Raw genomic sequence first — 18,243 nt, 5'->3', positions numbered from 1 at the left:
GGGCGATTGATCGGACTGCTATTGCGTGAGACAACGCCTCGAAACGCCGCAACTTCGGTCTGGTAGCTCCCATGAAAAATATCGCCTTTCTGTCCTTCGGACACTGGACGCCCTCCCCTCAGTCGCAGACGCGGTCGGGCGGCGATGCGCTGTTGCAATCCATCGACCTGGCGGTTGCCGCCGAGGAATTGGGAGCCGATGGCGCTTACTTCCGCGTGCATCATTTCGCGCGGCAGCTCGCCTCGCCGTTTCCGCTGCTGGCCGCGATCGGCGCCAAGACCAAACGCATCGAGATCGGCACCGCGGTTATCGACATGCGCTATGAAAATCCCATGTACATGGCCGAAGATGCCGGCGCCGCCGACCTCATCGCCGCTGGCCGCCTGCAATTGGGCATCAGCCGCGGCTCGCCCGAACAGGTGATCGATGGCTGGAAGTATTTCGGTTTCGCCCCGCCTCAAGGCCAGACCGAGGCCGACATGGCGCGCGGCCATGCCGAAGTGTTTCTCGACCTGCTCAAGGGCGAGGGCTTTGCCCAACCCAATCCGCGCCCGATGTTCCCCAATCCGCCGGGCCTGTTGCGGCTGGAGCCGCACTCGCCAGGCCTTGACGAGCGCATCTGGTGGGGCGCTGCCACCGACGCCACCGCCGTATGGGCGGCCAAGCTCGGGATGAACCTGCAGAGTTCGACGCTCAAGTTCGACGAAAGCGGCAAGCCGTTCCACATCCAACAGGCCGAGCAAATTCGCGCCTATCGCGCCGCTTGGAAGGAAGCCGGGCACACCCGCCAGCCGCGCGTTTCGGTCAGCCGCTCGATCTTCGCGCTGGTCAACGATATGGACCGGGCCTATTTCGGCAATGGCCGCAGTGAAGAGGACCAGTTCGGCTATATCGAGCCTGAAAAGCGTGCCGTTTTCGGCCGGGGCTATACGGGCGAGCCCGACATGCTGATCCGCGAACTCGCCAAGGATGAGGCGATCGCCGAAGCCGATACCCTGTTGCTGACTGTACCCAACCAGCTCGGCGTCGACTACAACGCCCATGTCATCGAGGCCATCCTGAAGCACGTGGCGCCGGGACTGGGATGGCGTTGAGCCGAGGCTAGAACCTCACCATTCGAGGACGATCTTGCCCTTTTCTCCACCGGCGGCGAGTTCGAAGGCCTTGGCATAATCGGCGGCGGGCATGCGGCGGGTGATGACCTTGCGGACATCGAGGCCCGATTCCAGCATGGCCATCATCTTGTGCCAGGTCTCGAACATTTCGCGGCCATAGATGCCGCGCAGCGTGATCATGCGGAAGACGATCTTGCCGAGGTCGAAGATGAACGGCCGCGCCGGCACCCCGAGCAGCGCGATGCGCCCGCCCATCACCATGTGGTCGATCATCTGGTCCAGCGCCGCGGGCGCGCCACTCATTTCCAGCCCGACATCGAAGCCTTCCTTCATGCCGAGCCGGTCCATGACCGAGCGCAGGTCCTCGCTGGCGATATCGACTGGAACCACATCGGCGACTTCGGCGGCCAGTGCCAGGCGCTCCGGGTTCACGTCGGTGATGACGACATGGCGGGCGCCGACATGGCGCGCGACGGCGGCACCCATGATGCCGATGGGCCCGGCGCCGGTGACCAGAACGTCCTCCCCAACAATGTTGAAGGCGAGTGCTGTGTGCACCGCATTGCCGAGCGGATCGAGGATGGCGCCCATTTCATCATCGATGCTGTCGGGCAGCGGGATGATGTTGAAGGCCGGGATCTTGACGAATTCGGCGAAGGCGCCCGGCAGGTTGACGCCGATGCCCTTGGTGTCGGGATCGAGGTGGAACTTGCCGGCGCGGCTGGCCCGGCTGTTCATGCCGACGACATGGCCTTCGCCGGAGACGCGCTGGCCGATGCGCAGGTTCTTGACCTCGGCGCCCACGGCTGCGATCTCGCCGGCGTATTCGTGGCCGGTGATCATAGGCACTGGCACGGTCTTCTGGGCCCATTCGTCCCAATTGTAGATATGGATATCGGTGCCACAGATGCCGGTCTTGTGCACCTTGACCAGCACATCCTCGGGGCCAATCTCGGGGACCGGGCGGTCCTCCATCCAGATGCCACGTTCGGCTTTGGCCTTGACCAGTGCGCGCATCAAATGATCCCCAATTGCTTGCCGGCCTCGGTGAAGGCGCCGATGGCGAAATCGATGTCGGCGTCCTCCAGCGCCGCCGACATCTGCGTGCGGATTCGCGCTTTGCTCTTGGGCACAACGGGGAAGAAGAAGCCCGCCACATAGACGCCGCGCCTGTCGAGCTCCGCCGCAAGGTCTTGCGCCAGCTTGGCCTCGCCCAGCATGACGGGGATAATGGGTGTCTCGCCCGCGAGCAGTTCGAAGCCCGCGTCGGTGAGGCCAGCGCGGAACTTTCGCGTGTGCCGCATCAGCTTTTCACGCCGGTCATCGGCCGCTTCGGCGATGGCGATGGCCTTGAGCGAGCCGGCGGCGACGGATGGCGCCAAAGCGTTGGAGAACAGATAGGGCCGCGCACGCTGGCGCAGCAGGTCGATGATTGGCTGGCTGGCGGCAATGAAACCGCCCATGGCGCCGCCCAGCGTCTTGCCCAGCGTACCGGTGACAATATCGACTCGGTTGCCGACGCCGGTTAGCGCCGGTGTGCCGCGACCCTGTGGGCCGAGATGACCAGTGGCGTGGCAATCGTCGACCGCTACCATGGCGCCGTAACGGTCGGCCAGAGCGCAGATTTCGGGGAGGTTGGCGATGTGGCCATCCATGGAAAACACGCCATCGGTGACGATGAGCTTGAACCGCACACCGTCGCTGACAGCTTGCTTCAACTGCGTTTCCAGATCGTCCATGTCGCTGGTGGCGAAGCGGTAGCGCTTAGCTTTGCTCAGTCGGACGCCATCGATGATGGAGGCGTGGTTGAGGCCATCGGAGATGATTGCATCTTCGGCGTCGAGCAGGGTCTCGAACAGGCCCCCGTTGGCATCGAAGCAGGCGGCAAAGAGGATCGCGTCATCCTTGCCGAGATAGCGGGCGACGGCCTGTTCCAGTTCCCGATGTAGATCGAGCGTGCCGCAAATGAACCGCACCGACGCCATGCCGAAGCCGTAGCGCTGCAGGGCGTCCGACGCCGCCGCTATTATATCCGGATGATCGGCAAGGCCGAGGTAATTGTTGGCGCAGAGGTTCACCAGTTGGCGCCCGCCGGCCAGCGAAATCCGCCCGCCCTGCGGACCGGTGATCTGGCGTTCGCGCTTGGTGAGGCCCGCCGCATCGATGTCGGCAAGGATGGTCTGGATATGCGTGGTGAAATCTGGCTGCATGGCACAACACTCCGATATCAAGGAAATTCCATTATAACGGAAAATATGTCAAGCTGTAACGGAATGACGTTCGCGGACCCATGCTGCGCTTGGCAGGCCAGCGGCGCCAGACCATAAGTGCAGCCGAACGAGAGCGAAGGTGGAAGTGATTATGGCGTCCGAGGCACCCGATATCGGGCCGGTGATCCAGCGCGAGCGCAAGGCGCGACACCTGACGCTAGAGCGGCTGGCGGCGCTGTCGGGCGTCTCGAAATCCATGTTGTCGCAAATCGAGCGCGGGCAATCCAATCCGACCTTTGCGGTGCTGTGGGGGCTGACCCAGGCGCTTAAGATCGACATGGCCGATCTGATAGCGGGCGGAGTGGCGCATCGGCAGAGCAATCCGGTGGACCTGGTCTCGGTGCCGCTGACGCCCGAAATTAAGAGCCCGGACGGGCAATGGCGGTTACGCATATTGAGCCCGCCAGCCATGGCCGGCCGCGTGGAATGGTACGAACTGGACATGGCGCCCAAGGGAAAGCTGCAAAGCGCGCCGCATGCCGCCGGCACCTATGAGCACCTGACGGCGCAGACCGAGGGCCTGATGGTGCGAACGGCGCTGGGCGAGCAAACCCTGCGCCTCGGAGAGACCGCGCGCTATCGCGCGGATGTCGAGCACGAGATCAGCAATGGCGGACCGGCCGAAGCGCGGGCGCTGATGGTCGTGGTCTACGAATAGCGCGCTATTCCAGCTCCAACGCCGAGAACAGCTCCACCTCCGAATCGTAATTGGCGAGTTCCGCCGCAGCGGTTTCGAACAGGGCCAGACGGCGCTTGGCCGCCGTGTGGTCCTTGACCTTGGCGGTCACCTGTTCGTTCAGCCGCTGCACGAACAGATTGGGATTATCATCCTGCCGCTTGATGCGGCCGCGCAGGCTGGTGAGCGCGGTAATTTCCGCATCGAGCTTCTGGCAGCGCTCGGTGGCCTGCGCCGACTGGCCAGTCAGCGCAACCGCCATCTGCTTGATGAAATCCACCCGATCGAGCGGTAGGCCGAGTTCCAGCGCGGTACTAACAGCGGTGTCGAACATATCGGCGAGGATGATCACCACCTCCTGCCGATAGGAGCGCGCGCCCTCCTCGTCGACCAGGCCGGTTTCATCGAACAGCCGCCGCGCCTCGGGATCGGCGAGCACGCCAAAGGCCTTGACCACGACGATAAACGCGCTCGGCGCACCGCCGCGGTCCGGGTGGGTCAACCGGGCGTTTTGCCGATAGGCCGATTTGATGGCGTCAGGGGTAGCCGATCGCGGCACGCCCAGGATGGTGTAGGGGTCGAATGCTTGCATGGCGGCAATTTACGGTGGCGGCGTCGTGTCGGCAACAGGGGTTTGCCTCGGCTTGCCACCGCCGCGACCATTGATGTAGTTTGTTCGCTCGTCCGCTCCCGGAAGGAATAGCAATGTCCCAACTCAGTTCATCAAGAAACCCGATCCGAAATCTTGAGAAACTGATGGTCCATGCGAACCTTGAATCTGGGCATTCTGGCCCATGTCGATGCGGGTAAAACCAGCCTGATTGAACGGCTGCTCTTTGCGGCCGGCGTCATCGACAAAATCGGCAGCGTCGATGACGGCAATACTCAAACCGATACAATGGCGCTCGAACGCCAGCGCGGCATCACCATCAAGGCGGCCGTGGTGTCGTTCGTTGTCGGCGACGTCACCGTCAACCTGATCGACATGCCCGGACACCCCGACTTCATCGCCGAAGTCGAACGAGTGCTAAACGTGCTCGATGGCGCGATCCTCGTGGTCTCGGCCGTCGAGGGCGTGCAGGCGCAGACTCGCGTGCTGATGCGCGCGTTGCAGCGGCTGAGGATTCCAACACTGATTTTCGTAAACAAGATCGACCGCCGCGGCGCGCAAAGCGATGGCGTGCTGGAGGCGATCAAGGCGCGGCTGACCCCGGCGGTTTTGGCCATGGGCGAGACTGCTAGCGAGGGCGAGCGCGACGCGGAGTTCCGGCCGTTCGGTGCCAATGAGGCCGATTTCCGCGCGGCCTTGATCGAGTGTTTGAGCGAAGGTGACGACGCGCTGCTAACCGACTACGTCACCGATCCAGCGGGTGTGGACGCCACCCGCCTGCACGACACTTTGCGCGCCCAAAGCCGCACTTCCATCGTCCATCCGGTATTCTTCGGCTCGGCAGTCACCGGCGCCGGGATCGAGCCGTTGATGGCGGCGATCCCCGAGTTGTTGCACGCCGAAATCGGCGATGATGACGGCCCCGTCTCCGCCTCGGTGTTCAAGATCGAGCGCGGTTGGGCCGGCGACAAGATCGCCTATGCGCGGATGTTTTCCGGCACTATCCACCTGCGCGACCGCGTTCTGGTGAATGGCAGGGATTCCCGCGTCACGGCCATCCAGGTGTTCGAAGGCGGCAAGAGCAATACCGCAATGACAGTGGGCGCAGGGCGTATCGCCAAGCTGTCGGGGCTGGGCGATATTCGCATTGGCGACACCATCGGCGTGCCGCCACCCCGGCAGTCGTCGCATCACTTCGCGCCGCCAACGCTGGAGACGAGCGTGCTGCCCGCGCATGCCGCCGACCGGGCGGCGCTGTGGCTGGCCTTGAGCCAGTTGGCCGAGCAGGACCCGCTGATCAACCTGCGCAAGAATGACGAGGCGCAGCAGGTCTTCGTCTCCCTCTACGGAGAGGTGCAGAAGCAGGTGATCCAGCAGACGCTGCTGGCTGAATTCAACATCGAGATCGCGTTCCAGGAATCCACCGTCATCTGCGTCGAGCGGCTGGCCGGATCGGGCGCGGCGGTGGAATATCTGTTCAAGGACCCCAATCCGTTCCTAGCCACGGTCGGATTGCGGGTTGATCCGATGCCGGCCGGCTCCGGCGTCAGTTTTGCGCTGGAAGTCGATCCGGGGCAGATGCCAGCGGGCTTCTATCGAGCGGTTGAAGAGGCAGTGCGCGAGACGCTGCAGCAGGGGATATATGGCTGGCGCGTAATGGATTGCCATGTCGCCATGACCGACGTGCGGCACGCCTCTCCGATGACCACGGCAGGGGATTTCCGGAACCTGACGCCGCTGGTTTTGGCGGAGGCCTTGCGCCAGGCCGGAACGCTGGTGTGCGAGCCGATCCAGCGCTTTCATCTGGAAGCGCCAGCCGCGACGCTGGGCGCGATTCTGCGCATACTCGGCCGCGCGGGGGCGGTGACGGAAAGCACCGAAATCGGCGGCACCATGGCGCGTCTTGAGGGTGAAATCCAGGCGGCCCATGTCCATGGCGTACAGCATCAATTGCCCGGCCTAACCAGTGGCGAGGGCATTTTTGAGACCACTTTCGACCACTACCGGCCGGTGAGCAGCCCCATCCCTACCCGGCCGCGCTCCGGCCCCAACCCCTTCGATCGGCAAGTCTATCTGCATCGGGTGCAGCGCAAGCTGGCCGTATCCTCCGATGAGGGAGATTAAGGTCAGGGCCGGCGGACGACCCTGATAGTGCCCGCATCACCGCTGCCGCAGAAGAAGCGGTCGACGCCATTGGATTCGAGCCCGGACATGCCGGCGCCAGCCGGCAGGGCCAAACGCTCCATGACCGTGCCGTCGGCGGGATCGATGCGCCGCAGTTCGCTTTCGTTGTCCTCCCAGGTGCCGTGCCAAAGCTCATCACCGAGCCAGGAGACGCCGGTGACGAAGCGGTTGGACTGGATGGTGCGGAGAATTTCGCCGGTCTGCGGATCAATCTGGTGGATTTTCCGGTCGCGATATTCGCCCACCCAGAGCGTGCCCTCGGCCCAAGCCAGGCCTGAATCGCCGCCCTTGCCGGGGGCTGGAATGGTGGTGAGTACCTTACCGGTCTTGGGATCGATCTTCTGGATGCGGTCTTCGGCGAGTTGGAACAAGTGTTCGCCGTCGAAGGCGGTGCCAGCATGGGCCGGGACAGTCCAGGAGCGTGTGATCGTGCCGCTCGTGGGATCGAGCGCGTTGATCCTGTCGCCCGAGGCGAACCAGACCTGTTGGCCGTCAAAGGTGAGGCCATGCACATTGTCGATGCCCGGAAAGGGTCCGTATTCACGAAGTATTTCGGCCGGTTGGGTTTTCATGAGGGGTCCTCGCAGGCTCGATAATGTTCAACTGCGAACCAGCCTAGCTGCTGGGCAGCGGACCCGGGAGTAACAAGGTTGTCGGGAAGCCGAGCACTGGCGGCGTCATCCAGCGGCGCGCGCGGCCCTGCCCGAACGACCGCACCTTGGCGGCGCCGGCAAGCTGCTCCAGCGCCCGCTGTACGGTGCGCGGGCTGGCGTCGAGCGCGATAGCGAGGGCCGAACTCGACCAGGATTCGCCATCGGCGAGGAATGCCAGCACTGTGGCATGTGGTTCCTCCACAGGCGGCGCCAGCACGACGAGATCGCGCGATCGCGTGGTCAGCGCGAATCCCTGGCTGGTGGCGCCTATATCCGCCAACCCCTGCAATTCGGCGCGCAGCCGGCCGATCTCGACCCGCAGCCGGGCGCGGTGGGACTCATCGGCATGCCTGGCGCCGAACGCCCGGGCGAGCAACGTGGCGCGCGACACATCGGCGGGCCAGGCCTCCCCGAGAGCTCTAGCCAGCGCAAAGAGGACCGGACGGGTGGCGAGGGGGACGATGCTGTCGCCCTGGCGCACGACGTTGCGGCAGGCGTCGATGACAAGGGCGCCAGAGGCGAAAATCGTCTCGACCTCATCAAGCAGGATCGGGCGTTCCGCGTGGCGGGCGATGAGCCGCGCTGCGGGGGTATCGAGGGCTGCCACGGCGCTGTCGACTTCGGCGGTCAAGGCGGGAATGTCGGCGGCGCGGGCGGCCTGTCCAGCCCGTGTGAGCGCGGCGCGCGCAGCCTTGATCCTGACGCGGCGGATGGCAATGCCGGCAGACGCCAGTTCATGGGCGACGCGCGCGGCGGGCGGCAACGGCGTAGGGTCGAGGCCGGCAAGCAGGCGCTCGGCCTCGTCGAGCCGGCCGATCAGCAGCAGACGCCGGGTTTCGAGATAGCCGGCATGAGCAGCGTTCACCCGGTCGCCATGCTCATCGAGCGTGATGCGGGCGCGTTCCAGCGCCTTTTGCGGCCAGGTGAGATCACGCGAGACCAGCGCGATTTCGGCTTCGGCGACGACGCAACGCGCGCGGGCCATAGCCTCCTTGGGACCGAAGGCGCGCGCGGCGCTTTTGAGCAACGCCTTGGCCCGCGGCAGGTCGCCAAGCTGTGCCATGGCGATACCACGCAGGGCTAAAGCCGGCCCATCGTCGCGCAGCGCCACCCGGTTGAGAGCGCCGAGCGGATCACCCGCAGCAAGGGCGCGCGCTGCCGCCGTGATCAGGGAGTCCATGCAAATCCCGCCACACTTGTCACTCCCACCCCTTGGCTTTGCAGGCCTAGCCTAACCCATGACCACACCAGGTGGTCGCGATAAATGCAAACCAGATGGAGCATTACAATGCCCGATATCCTGCACCGCGTCGGTATCAAGTCATCCTCAGTAGCCACCGTCTATGACGCATTGGCCACCATCAAGGGCCTGTCCGGCTGGTGGACCAGTGACACCACAGGGAACAGCAAACCCGATGGCGTGATCGCCTTCCGCTTTGGGCCAGCCGGCGGCTTTGACATGAAAGTCCTCGACCTCGTGCCCGGTAAGCGCGTGTCATGGCTGGTGGTCGATGGGCCGGCCGAATGAATCGGCACCAAGGTCCATTTCGATCTCAAGCAGGAGGACGACTACGCCATCGTGCTGTTCAAGCATGAAGGCTGGAAGGAGCCGGTCGAGTTCATGCACCACTGCAGCACCAAGTGGGCAACCTTCCTGTTGAGCCTCAAGGCGCTGCTGGAGACCGGCACGGGCATGCCCCATCCCGATGACGTGATGATCGACAACTGGAAATAGGTCGCGCGGCGCGGCTGCCACCAACCCTAATTCATGGAGATAGAACGATGATTCCTACCAGCACGCTGTTCAAGGACATCTATCGCACCACGTGGCTGGACCCGGACCCTCCCGCCCTCATCGGCCGCCGGGACAGACACCGGGCCATGTTGAGAGCAGTCGCGGCTTTTCTACGGCGCATTGCCCACGCCCTCGTGGCGCAGCAAACGACCGCTAATCGCGCAATGCCTGGCGCGCCGCGCGGGCCATCTTGACGAGCGTGATGTGCATATCCTCGGGCACGGCAAGTGGCGCGTCGAAGAAGATGCGCCGCGTGTCGTCGCCCAGCGCGATATCGATGCCCTCGGCGTCGATTCCCACCAGCACCCAGTTTCCGGCGGTGGCCTTGCAATAGTGCCGGGCGTAGCGATCGACCGCGTCGAAGTGGTCTTCGTTCATGTGTTCGACGGCGTCCGCCTCGGCAGCGGCCAGAGCCGGGTCGTTGCTGGACAGCAGATCGCCCGCACCAAGCGCATAGGCACGGCCGAACCCGCCATTGAGGCTCGCCGATTGCGGCTCCAGCCGCACGAAGCGGAAATCACCCAGTTCGGCATAGAGCTTGGCCTTGGGCTGGTGGCTGAGATAGCGCGCAGCGATGCGGACGTGGTCCGGATGGTCGCGGCCGATCGTCGTAGCCAGCGCCGAAATGCTGATGCGCGGATGCGCGAGCGGATCGCCCTTGCCCGGATCGCCCAGCAGCAGCGCGCAACGCGGATCGGCCACGAGAGCCGCCGTATGCGCGGCAAGCCCGGAAATCAGCAGCACCGGAGCGCCATCAAAGTTCGTCGACACCCCCACCCGACTAACCAGCGGCGCGCCGCTAATCGGATCGAGGCAGGACAATGCCCCATGCCGCGCGGTGCGCAGCAAGGTCTTGCCCAGCCGGATTGCATCGGCATCAGTCGGCTGCAGGACGGAGGTTTCGGGCATATCGGGCTTTCGATAGGGACGCGGCCGCAAACACCAATGCCGGCCTGAAAAGTGGCGGCAATAAAGCGCAAGAAAACATGAATTACAAGATCATGTTATTCGGTGCTGAGTGTGTCCGCCGCTCTTCCCTAAGCGCCGTTGGCCACCGCCTCATTAACGGCTAGTTCGGCCATGGCGAGAGCGGCTTCCCGCGTCTTGGCGGCGGCGATGAAGCGCCCATTGTGGCAGAAGCTGGCGCCGGCAACGCCGCTGGCTGCTTCCAGCTCGCCATTGGTCAGGCCAGCCCAGGCGGCGGGCAGATCGGCGCGCACTTCGAAGCCTTCATCGCCGCGGCGAATGGTGGTGAGGCACCAGTCCTTGTCGCGCGGGTGAACGACGAACAAGAGCTGATCGGCGCCTGCCTTGATGATGGCGGGGCGGAAGGGCATGCCCATCGGTAGCTCCAGGATGCGGCCCTGCCCTGCTGCCACGATGGCGCGCTGCACCAGGCCCTCGGCACGTAATTTTGCAGCGCTACGCGAGATCGCCGCCTCGACAAAACTGCGCGCAATTGCGAGGGCCGCATGAAAGGCGAGGTCGTCGGCCTCGGGGGCGGTGTCGTCGAATGCGGGCTTGAGGGTTTCCAGCAGCGTGGGCAGCGTCAACCCGGCCAGCGGCCCGGTGGGGCTGAGTGCGCCATTATCCGTCAGGTCGATGGGCAGCACGAAACTGGCGTCGAACGCGGCATGCACGCTCTCGATATGAGCCGCTGGCACGTGCGAGGCAACGAGGTAGTCGCGACCGTAATGGTTCCAGATCAGCCCGAACGAACTATAGGGCTGGCCATCCTCGCGCAACGGCGCGCCGCGCTGATGGTGGTCGAAAATCTGCGCTGCGGCATCATATTGGCCGCCCACGTCGTAGATGATCCGGTCGGGGCCGGGCGTGATCCATTCGGGCGCCCGGCTACGCACGATGCGCGCCTGTTGGAACAGCCGGGTCAAGATGACACTGGAGAGCAATTCATCGGCATGGAAGCCACCCGAATGGGTGACGAGGAAATCTGGGCTCATGCCGAATTCGCCTTGTTAATCGCGGAGTATCCGCTTGCGCTGGCATCAGATAGCCATTGCGCGCGTCGCGGTCCAGCTTTGACGCGAAACCTCGACTTCCGGCGGCCCGACGGGTAGCACTGAGGGCGAGCGTGGCAGGCAGGTGGATACCGTGGACTACAATTACGCATTTCAGCCGGGCGCGCTGGATCGGGCAGCGCAACTGCGGACAACGGACGCGGCGCGCCAGGATGGGCGAGCCCGCAGCTATGTGTTCTGGCATGGCAAGCTGCTGGTGGATGCGGACAATCATCCCCGGCTGGTGCCACTCGATCATGCGGCGCTGGCCGACTGCCGCGAGAGCCCGGTATTTCTGGGCCTCGCTCCAGACGGCCCGCGCTTTGCCGCCGATCTCGCCCTTTGGCAGCCCATTGAGGACGCCGAGACGATCGGCCAGTTCACAGATGCGAGCCAGCAATTTCACCCCGGCTTTGCCGATGCGCGCCTCGTGGAAATCCGTGGCGTGATGGCGGACCTGTCGCTGCTCGATGGCGAATGCGTTGCGGTTGGCCGAGCGCTGCATAGCTGGCACACCAGCCACCGCTTCTGCGCCAATTGCGGCGCGCCCAGTGTGCCGGAGCTGTCCGGCTGGCAGCGCGGCTGCCCGGCCTGTGCGACCCATCATTTCCCACGCACCGATCCGGTCGTCATCATGGCGATCACGCGCGGCGACAAGCTGCTGCTGGGTCGCGGCGCGAGCTGGCCGGAGCGGATGTATTCGCTGCTGGCCGGCTTTGTCGAACCGGGCGAAAGCATCGAGGCCGCGGTGCGGCGCGAGACCTTCGAGGAGGCCAGCATCAGGGTGGGCAAAGTCGACTATGTCACCGCTCAGCCCTGGCCGTTTCCGATGTCGCTGATGTTCGGCTGCTGGGGCGAGGCGCTGGACGAGGACATCGTGGTCGATCGTGCCGAGCTGTCCGACGCGCGCTGGGTCAGCCGCAGTGAGGTCCAGACCATCTTGCAGGGGATGCACCACGACATTTCCGCACCCCGCCGCGGCGCCATCGCTGCGTCCCTGATCGCGGCATGGGCCGATGACAAACTGCAAGACGCCGGTACGTGGAAACGTTGAGGCGCTTGACTAACGCCGAATTTTGACCAAACGATCAAATCTGTGGATCGTCGGGAGGTTGGCCATGCGCTTCGGGTACAAAGCATCAGCGGAACAGTTCGCTCCCAGCGCGCTGCTTGGTTTTGCCGTGGAAGCAGAGCAGGCCGGTTTCGACTCGGTCTTTGTCAGCGACCATTTCCAGCCCTGGAAGCATACCGATGGCCACGCGCCATTCGCGCCGGCCTGGATGGCGGCGGTGCTGGCGCGCACCGAACGTGTCGTGCTGGGCACATCCGTGCTGACGCCGACGTTCCGGCTGCATCCGTCCGTGGTGGCGCACGCTTTCGGCACGCTGGGCGCCATGTTTCCGGGCCGGGTGATCCTGGGCGTCGGCACCGGGGAATCGCTCAATGAAGTGCCGGCGACCGGCATGGAATGGCCCGAACTCAAGGAGCGTTCGGCTCGCCTGCGCGAGGCGGTCAAGCTGATCCGCCTGCTGTGGAGCGAGGATCGCGTCACTTTCGAGGGCGAATATTACAAGACCGTCAGCGCCACCATCTACGACAAGCCCGCCGAACCGGTGCCGATCTACATCGCCGCCGGTGGACCGCTCAACGCCAAATATGCCGGCCGCGCGGGCGATGGCTTCATCTGCACCTCCGGCAAGGGCGCCGAGCTTTACCTTGAGCAGCTCCTCCCCAACGTCGAAATCGGCCGCGCCGAGTCCGAGCTGGCCGGCAAACCCTTCGAGCGCATGATCGAGGTCAAGGTATCGTTCGATACCGATCCCGAGCGCGCCCTCAATGACACGCGCCACTGGGCGGCTTTGTCGCTGTCGGCCGAGGAAAAGCACTCCGTGCAGGACCCCGCCGAAATGGAACGGCTGGCGGAGCAATTGCCCATCGAACGCGTCGCCAAGCGCTGGATCGTCTCCAGCGACCCCGACGAGCACGTTGCCGCCATCAAGACCTATATCGATTACGGCTTCGACCACTTGGTGTTCCACGCGCCAGGGCTCGACCAGAGCCGGTTCCTGGCGCTCTACGCCAAGGAAATTCTGCCGCGCTTGCGCAAGCTGACAGCGAGTTCGTAGCCATGACACTGCCGCGCTTTTCCGCCTGGGCCGTGACCGGCATTCCCGAGGTGCATGACGGCGACGACCTCGTCGCGCTGATCTGCGACGCAGTGGCCAAGCAGGTGACTGATGACGCGGACCTTGCCCTCGCCGATGGCGATATTCTCGTCGTCGCCAGCAAGATCGTGGCCAAGGCCGAAGGTCGGCTGGTACCGGCCACCGACCGCGAAAAAGCCATCACCGAAGACACCGTCCGCGTCGTGGCGGAGCGCGTTCACGCCGGCGGTGTCACGCGGATCGTGGAAACGCGGCAGGGCTTGATCATGGCCGCCGCCGGCATCGACATGTCCAATGTGCCGGATGGTTTTGCGCTGCGCCTGCCCGAAGATCCCGACAAATCCGCACTGGCCCTGTGCGCCACGCTGCGCGAGCGCCTGGGCATAACGCTCGGCATCATCATCACCGACACGTTCGGCCGACCTTGGCGCGTGGGCCAGACTGATGTCGCCATCGGCGCGGCGGGCCTGCAATTGACGGAAGACATGCGCGGCGGCAATGACGCCAATGGACGGCCGCTGCACGCCACCATCGCCGTGGTTGCCGATGAAATCGCCGGGGCCGCCGATCTGGTCAAGGGTAAGGCCGGCGGCCTGCCGGTCGCCGTGGTGCGCGGCCTTGGCCGTCTGGTCTGCGGGCTCGATGCGCCCGGCGCCCGCTCGCTGGTGCGCTCGCTCGAGGAAGACATGTTCCGCTTCGGCTCGGCCGAAGCCTATCAGCTTGGTTACGACACGGCGCGCGCGGACCTCGAGGGCGGCGCCGCCGTCACGCCGCAATCGGCTACACAGGGAAATTGATCATGCGCCTGCTCGCGCTCGCACTCATCGGCGCCTTGAGCGCCAGTCCGGTCCTCGCCGCTACCAGCTATCCCCTGACGCTACAAAACTGCGGCATGGCCGTCACCTTCGACAAGGCGCCAACGCGCGTCGTCACCATCAAGTCGACTGCCACCGAACTGTTGCTGTCGCTCGGTCTGGCCGACCGCATCGTCGGCGTCGGCTTCCAGGATGGGCCATTGCCCACCGAATTCGCCACCTTGGGCGCCAACCTCAAGGTGCTCTCCGACAAGCTGCCGTCGCAGGAGGTCGTGCTCGGAACCGAGCCGGACTTCATCTATGGCGGGTGGGAAAGCAACTTCGCTGCCGACGGCGCGGGCGAACGGCCAACGCTGGCCGGCTTGGGCGTCGCGAGCTACGTGGCCCCGGCCGCCTGCCGCTCGGTCAAACCGCCCAAGCTGAGCTTCGACGCAATCTTCAGCGAATTCGACGAGATGGGCACCATTTTCGATGCCGAGGACGCAGCGACCGCGCTGGTCGCCGGCCAGAAGGCCAGCCTCGCCGCACTAACGCCGGACCCACGCGGCCTGACGGCCGTCTGGTATTCCTCGGGCACCAAGGCGCCCTATGTTGGCGCGGGCAATAATGCGCCCGCCATGATGATGGAGGCGCTCGGCCTCAAGAACATTTTCGCCGATGTGGATGACGGTTGGATTTCGGCCAGTTGGGAAGCCGTCGTCGATGCCAATCCCGACGTGATCGTGCTGGTCGACGCCGCCTGGAACTCAGCCGCGCAGAAGAAGAAGCTGCTGGCGGAAAACCCCATCACCAGCCAGCTCGATGCGGTCATCAACCAGCGCTATCTGGTCATTCCGTTCCCCGCCTCCGAGGCGGGCGTGCGCAATGTGCCAGCGACCATCGACATGGCCGCGCAACTGGCAGCGCTGCACTTTTCGACCCCCTGATGATGCCAAGACCGGCTTATGTGATGGCCTATGCCGGTCTGTGGGCCCTGCTGCTGGCCAGTTCAGCCGTCGCCATGACGCTGGGTCCGGCCCACATCTCGGTCGGGGAGGTTTGGGGTACGGTGCTGCATCACTTCGGCCTGCTCCCCGATAGCCCGGTGTCGCGCCTGCGCGACGCCATCGTGTGGGAATTACGGCTGCCGCGCGTGCTCGCCGCCCTGGGCGTTGGCGCTGGCCTGGCGCTGGCGGGCACAGTGATGCAGGTGCTCACCCGTAATCCCCTGGCCGACCCTTATCTGCTGGGCCTGTCCTCGGGCGCCGCCTTTGGCGCAGTGGTATTCCTGTTGGCCGGCGCGGCGCTGCTGATGCCGCTGGGGGCTTTTCTCGGCAGTCTTGCCGCGCTCGGGCTGGCCCTGCTGATCGCGCGGTTGCTGGGCGGCGCCACCCCATCCCGCGCGATCCTCGCCGGTATCTGCATCGCCGCGCTCGCCTCGGCCGGCACGTCGCTGCTGATCTTCTGGTCGGCTACGGGCGACTCCTATCGCGAAATCCTGAGCTGGCTCATCGGCTCGCTGAGCGGGGCCAACTGGGGCGATGTCGGGTTGGTCGGGCTGGGCCTCGTCCTCTGCGCTCCGATCATTCTGTTTTCCGGGCGCGGCCTCGACGCCTTCGCCTTTGGCGATGCGGCGGCGGCGAGCCTGGGCATTGATATCGTCCGCCTGCGCTGGACACTGCTTGCCGCCACCGCCCTGCTGACCGGCGTCATGGTGGCCGTTGGCGGGGCTATCGGCTTTGTCGGCCTCGTCGTGCCTCACGCGGTGCGGCTGGCGGTCGGCTCGCGCCATCGCGTGCTGTTGCCCATGTCGATGCTGGTCGGTGCCATTTTCATGCTGTGGACGGACACTGCCGCGCGCAGCCTGTTCGATCCGCGTGAACTGCCGGTCGGCATTGTCACCGCGCTGGTCGGTGCGCCAATCTTCCTGCTCATTCTGCTGCGCTATCGGCGGGTCACATGAGCGGGCTTGTGGTGCAGGGCGTCACCGTCAAGGCCGGAGAACGCACCATCCTGGATGGTGCTGGTTTCACCGCACCCGCCGGCGCCGTCACCGGTCTGATCGGCCCCAATGGCGCCGGCAAATCGACGATGATCGGCGCCGTCATGGGCCTACGCCGGCTCGTTCGCGGCACGATCGCCTTCGACGGCGCCAACCTGCCAGCGATGCTGCCCGCCGAACGCGCCCGGCTGTGCGCCCATGTCGAACAATTCGCCACCACCACCGAGCGCCTGACCGTGGGCGATGTCGTAGGGCTTGGCCGCGTGCCGTTCCAATCCGCGTGGCAAGCCGCGCCGTCCGCGCAAGACGAGACCGCAGTCGCCTCGGCGCTCGCCGCCATGGGCATGGCTACCTTTGCCAACCGCCTTTATCAACTGCTGTCAGGCGGCGAGCAGCAGCGCGTGCAGATTGCGCGCGCTCTGGCGCAGGAGCCCCGCATGCTCTTGCTGGACGAGCCCACCAGCCACCTCGATATCAAGGCGCAATTGCTGGTGCTGGATGTACTGCGCGCTCAGGCGCAAGCAGGCTGCACCGTGCTGCTGGCCATGCATGACCTCAACCTCGCCGCCCGCTATTGCGACCATCTGGTGGTGCTCGATGCCGGCAAGGTGGTTGCCGAAGGCACACCAGCCGATGTGCTTGATCCCGATCTGCTGTTACGTGTCTACGGCGTCGCGGCCACGATCGTGCAGGTGCCGGGCAAGCCCTATCCGCTGGTGATCTACGATTCGGCGCCGAATACCGATTGACAACGGCGCGCCGTCAGCCAAAATTTGATCGTCTGGTCAAATTTGGCTGCAGGGAGCGGGCAACCATGGAATTCGGAATCACCTTCAAGGGTTTCGTCGATGCCGAGCGGGCGCGCTATCTGGTGCGGGCGGCCGAATATGCCGGCTTCAGCTATTGCTGGTTCTATGATTCCCACATCCTCTGGCGCGATTGCTACGCCGCCATCGCCATGTGCATGGAACACACCGAAAATATGCGCTTCGGCCCGCTGGTGACCAATCCCGACGTGCGCGACTGGTCGGTGGCGGCTTCGATTTTCGGCTCTCTGTCCAAGCAGAGCGGCGGCCGGTTCGACCTGGCTGTCGGGCGTGGCGATAGCTCGATGCGCGTCATGGGCAAGAAGCCCGCGACGCTCGCCCGCGTTGCCGATTTCATCGCCAAGACCAAAGCCATGGTGCGCGGCGAAGAGGTCAGCTACGGCGAAATTCCCGCCGCAGTGAAATTCCCCTGGGCCGTCGGCCACGAAATCCCCAGCTGGATTGCCGCTTACGGCCCACTGGCGCTCAAGACCGCTGGCGAGCATGCCGATGGCGTCGTGTTGCAACTCGCCGATCCCGGCCTGTGCAAATGGTTCATCGACCAGTGTCTCGATGCGGGCAAGGCAGCCGGCAAGGACATGTCAGGCTTCCGCTCGATGGCGGCGGCGCCGGCCTATTTCGGCGACAAGAAAAAGGCCATCGAGGCGGTAAAATGGTTCCCCGCCATGGTGGGCAATCATGTCGCCGACATCGTGGAAAAATACGGTGCCGATTCCGACCAGGTGCCCAAAAGCCTGACCGCCTATGTCGAAAAGCGCCGCGGCTACGACTATTCCAAGCATGGCCAGGCGGACAATCCGTTCCTCGATTTCATCACCGATGACATCGTGGAAAGCTTCTGCGTGCTGGGCGAGCCCGACGACCATATTGCCAAGGTGCGTGAGCTGGAAGCGGCAGGCGTCACCCAGTTCAATATCTATCTCGACAGCGGCGAAGAGGAAGACATCATCGCCAGGTATGGCCGCGAGGTCATCCCGGCTTTCCGCTAAAAACGAAGCTCGATCCATCGATTGCTGGCCAGGAACCGCGTCGGAACGGGCGCGGCCAATGCGTTGCGGCGTTCAACAGTAGGCGGCCGTTAAGGTTCTGTTAGGCACGTCTTAACTATCCTGACCGTGACTAGGCCCGATCCAT

At 64.6% G+C, this 18,243-nt stretch carries 19 protein-coding genes; 12 read left to right on the top strand and 7 right to left on the bottom strand.

Annotated elements, in window-relative coordinates; genetic code table 11:
• Positions 1-71: 71 nt before the first annotated feature.
• Positions 72-1,094, top strand: a complete 1,023-nt coding sequence (locus JWP26_RS13580) for an LLM class flavin-dependent oxidoreductase (protein ID WP_299728508.1) — start codon at positions 72-74, stop codon at positions 1,092-1,094.
• A 15-nt stretch (positions 1,095-1,109) separates the two neighbouring features.
• Here JWP26_RS13580 and tdh read toward each other — a convergent pair whose 3' ends face one another.
• Positions 1,110-2,132 carry an L-threonine 3-dehydrogenase gene (gene tdh / locus JWP26_RS13575; protein WP_299728506.1) on the bottom strand — a complete coding sequence of 341 codons (1,023 nt, stop codon included), beginning with the start codon at positions 2,130-2,132 and terminating at the stop codon, positions 1,110-1,112.
• The gene (locus tag JWP26_RS13570; RefSeq protein WP_299728503.1) at positions 2,132-3,325 is read right to left on the bottom strand and encodes a glycine C-acetyltransferase; all 1,194 of its coding nucleotides are present in this window, start codon (positions 3,323-3,325) and stop codon (positions 2,132-2,134) included. Before JWP26_RS13570 ends, tdh begins: the two co-directional genes overlap by 1 nt.
• A 151-nt stretch (positions 3,326-3,476) precedes the next feature.
• Here JWP26_RS13570 and JWP26_RS13565 point away from each other — a divergent pair, with 151 nt between their 5' ends.
• On the top strand, positions 3,477-4,043 hold the full coding sequence (locus JWP26_RS13565; RefSeq protein ID WP_299728500.1) for an XRE family transcriptional regulator: 567 nt from the start codon (positions 3,477-3,479) through the stop codon (positions 4,041-4,043).
• Between the two features lie 4 nt (positions 4,044-4,047).
• Here the strand turns inward: JWP26_RS13565 and JWP26_RS13560 are convergent, their stop codons facing one another.
• A complete protein-coding gene (locus JWP26_RS13560; RefSeq protein ID WP_299728498.1) occupies positions 4,048-4,653 on the bottom strand; it encodes a J domain-containing protein in 606 nt (201 codons plus the stop codon).
• Between the two features lie 171 nt (positions 4,654-4,824).
• Between JWP26_RS13560 and JWP26_RS13555 the strand changes: the two genes are divergently transcribed.
• Complete coding sequence (locus JWP26_RS13555; RefSeq protein WP_299728495.1) at positions 4,825-6,795, top strand: TetM/TetW/TetO/TetS family tetracycline resistance ribosomal protection protein; 1,971 nt, start codon at positions 4,825-4,827, stop codon at positions 6,793-6,795.
• Positions 6,796-6,797: 2 nt separating this feature from the next.
• On the opposite strand, the gene JWP26_RS13550 is transcribed toward JWP26_RS13555, so the two are convergent.
• Positions 6,798-7,427: a glutamine cyclotransferase gene (locus JWP26_RS13550; protein ID WP_299728492.1), complete on the bottom strand. Its 630-nt coding sequence runs from the start codon at positions 7,425-7,427 to the stop codon at positions 6,798-6,800.
• Positions 7,428-7,470: 43 nt separating this feature from the next.
• On the bottom strand, positions 7,471-8,688 hold the full coding sequence (locus JWP26_RS13545; RefSeq protein WP_299728489.1) for a helix-turn-helix domain-containing protein: 1,218 nt from the start codon (positions 8,686-8,688) through the stop codon (positions 7,471-7,473).
• Between the two features lie 108 nt (positions 8,689-8,796).
• Between JWP26_RS13545 and JWP26_RS13540 the strand changes: the two genes are divergently transcribed.
• Both JWP26_RS13540 and JWP26_RS13535 read left to right on the top strand, forming a co-directional pair.
• Positions 8,797-9,036 (top strand): hypothetical protein, encoded by a 240-nt coding sequence (locus JWP26_RS13540; protein ID WP_299728486.1) that lies wholly within the window; start codon positions 8,797-8,799, stop codon positions 9,034-9,036.
• Between the two features lie 51 nt (positions 9,037-9,087).
• Positions 9,088-9,243 carry a hypothetical protein gene (locus tag JWP26_RS13535; RefSeq protein WP_299728484.1) on the top strand — a complete coding sequence of 52 codons (156 nt, stop codon included), beginning with the start codon at positions 9,088-9,090 and terminating at the stop codon, positions 9,241-9,243.
• 213 nt (positions 9,244-9,456) lie between these two features.
• On the opposite strand, the gene JWP26_RS13530 is transcribed toward JWP26_RS13535, so the two are convergent.
• Both JWP26_RS13530 and JWP26_RS13525 read right to left on the bottom strand, forming a co-directional pair.
• Positions 9,457-10,212, bottom strand: a complete 756-nt coding sequence (locus JWP26_RS13530) for a DUF2470 domain-containing protein (RefSeq protein WP_299728481.1) — start codon at positions 10,210-10,212, stop codon at positions 9,457-9,459.
• 128 nt (positions 10,213-10,340) lie between these two features.
• Positions 10,341-11,264 carry an MYG1 family protein gene (locus tag JWP26_RS13525; RefSeq protein WP_299728478.1) on the bottom strand — a complete coding sequence of 308 codons (924 nt, stop codon included), beginning with the start codon at positions 11,262-11,264 and terminating at the stop codon, positions 10,341-10,343.
• A gap of 151 nt (positions 11,265-11,415) precedes the next feature.
• Between JWP26_RS13525 and nudC the strand changes: the two genes are divergently transcribed.
• The 7 genes from nudC to JWP26_RS13490 all read left to right on the top strand — a co-directional run bounded on the left by nudC (position 11,416) and on the right by JWP26_RS13490 (position 18,098).
• Positions 11,416-12,375, top strand: a complete 960-nt coding sequence (nudC, locus tag JWP26_RS13520; RefSeq protein ID WP_299728476.1) for an NAD(+) diphosphatase — start codon at positions 11,416-11,418, stop codon at positions 12,373-12,375.
• A 64-nt stretch (positions 12,376-12,439) separates the two neighbouring features.
• Entirely contained in the window at positions 12,440-13,447 is a 1,008-nt protein-coding gene (gene fgd / locus JWP26_RS13515) for a glucose-6-phosphate dehydrogenase (coenzyme-F420) (protein ID WP_299728474.1), read from the top strand.
• Positions 13,448-13,449: 2 nt separating this feature from the next.
• The gene (gene cofE, locus JWP26_RS13510; RefSeq protein WP_299728471.1) at positions 13,450-14,283 is read left to right on the top strand and encodes a coenzyme F420-0:L-glutamate ligase; all 834 of its coding nucleotides are present in this window, start codon (positions 13,450-13,452) and stop codon (positions 14,281-14,283) included.
• A 2-nt stretch (positions 14,284-14,285) separates the two neighbouring features.
• Positions 14,286-15,227 carry a putative F420-0 ABC transporter substrate-binding protein gene (locus JWP26_RS13505; protein ID WP_299728468.1) on the top strand — a complete coding sequence of 314 codons (942 nt, stop codon included), beginning with the start codon at positions 14,286-14,288 and terminating at the stop codon, positions 15,225-15,227.
• On the top strand, positions 15,227-16,243 hold the full coding sequence (locus tag JWP26_RS13500; RefSeq protein ID WP_299728465.1) for an iron chelate uptake ABC transporter family permease subunit: 1,017 nt from the start codon (positions 15,227-15,229) through the stop codon (positions 16,241-16,243). Before JWP26_RS13505 ends, JWP26_RS13500 begins: the two co-directional genes overlap by 1 nt.
• Positions 16,240-17,031, top strand: coding sequence for an ABC transporter ATP-binding protein (locus JWP26_RS13495; protein ID WP_299728461.1), 792 nt, complete (start codon positions 16,240-16,242; stop codon positions 17,029-17,031). Before JWP26_RS13500 ends, JWP26_RS13495 begins: the two co-directional genes overlap by 4 nt.
• Before the next feature lie 65 nt (positions 17,032-17,096).
• Positions 17,097-18,098 carry a TIGR03842 family LLM class F420-dependent oxidoreductase gene (locus JWP26_RS13490; protein WP_299728457.1) on the top strand — a complete coding sequence of 334 codons (1,002 nt, stop codon included), beginning with the start codon at positions 17,097-17,099 and terminating at the stop codon, positions 18,096-18,098.
• Positions 18,099-18,243: the final 145 nt, after the last annotated feature.

The organism is Devosia sp., assembly GCF_028290435.1.
Classification (GTDB): Bacteria; Pseudomonadota; Alphaproteobacteria; order Rhizobiales; family Devosiaceae; genus Devosia.
Note: the sequence above shows the minus strand (reverse complement) of the source record. Positions and strands in the feature narration are given on the sequence as shown.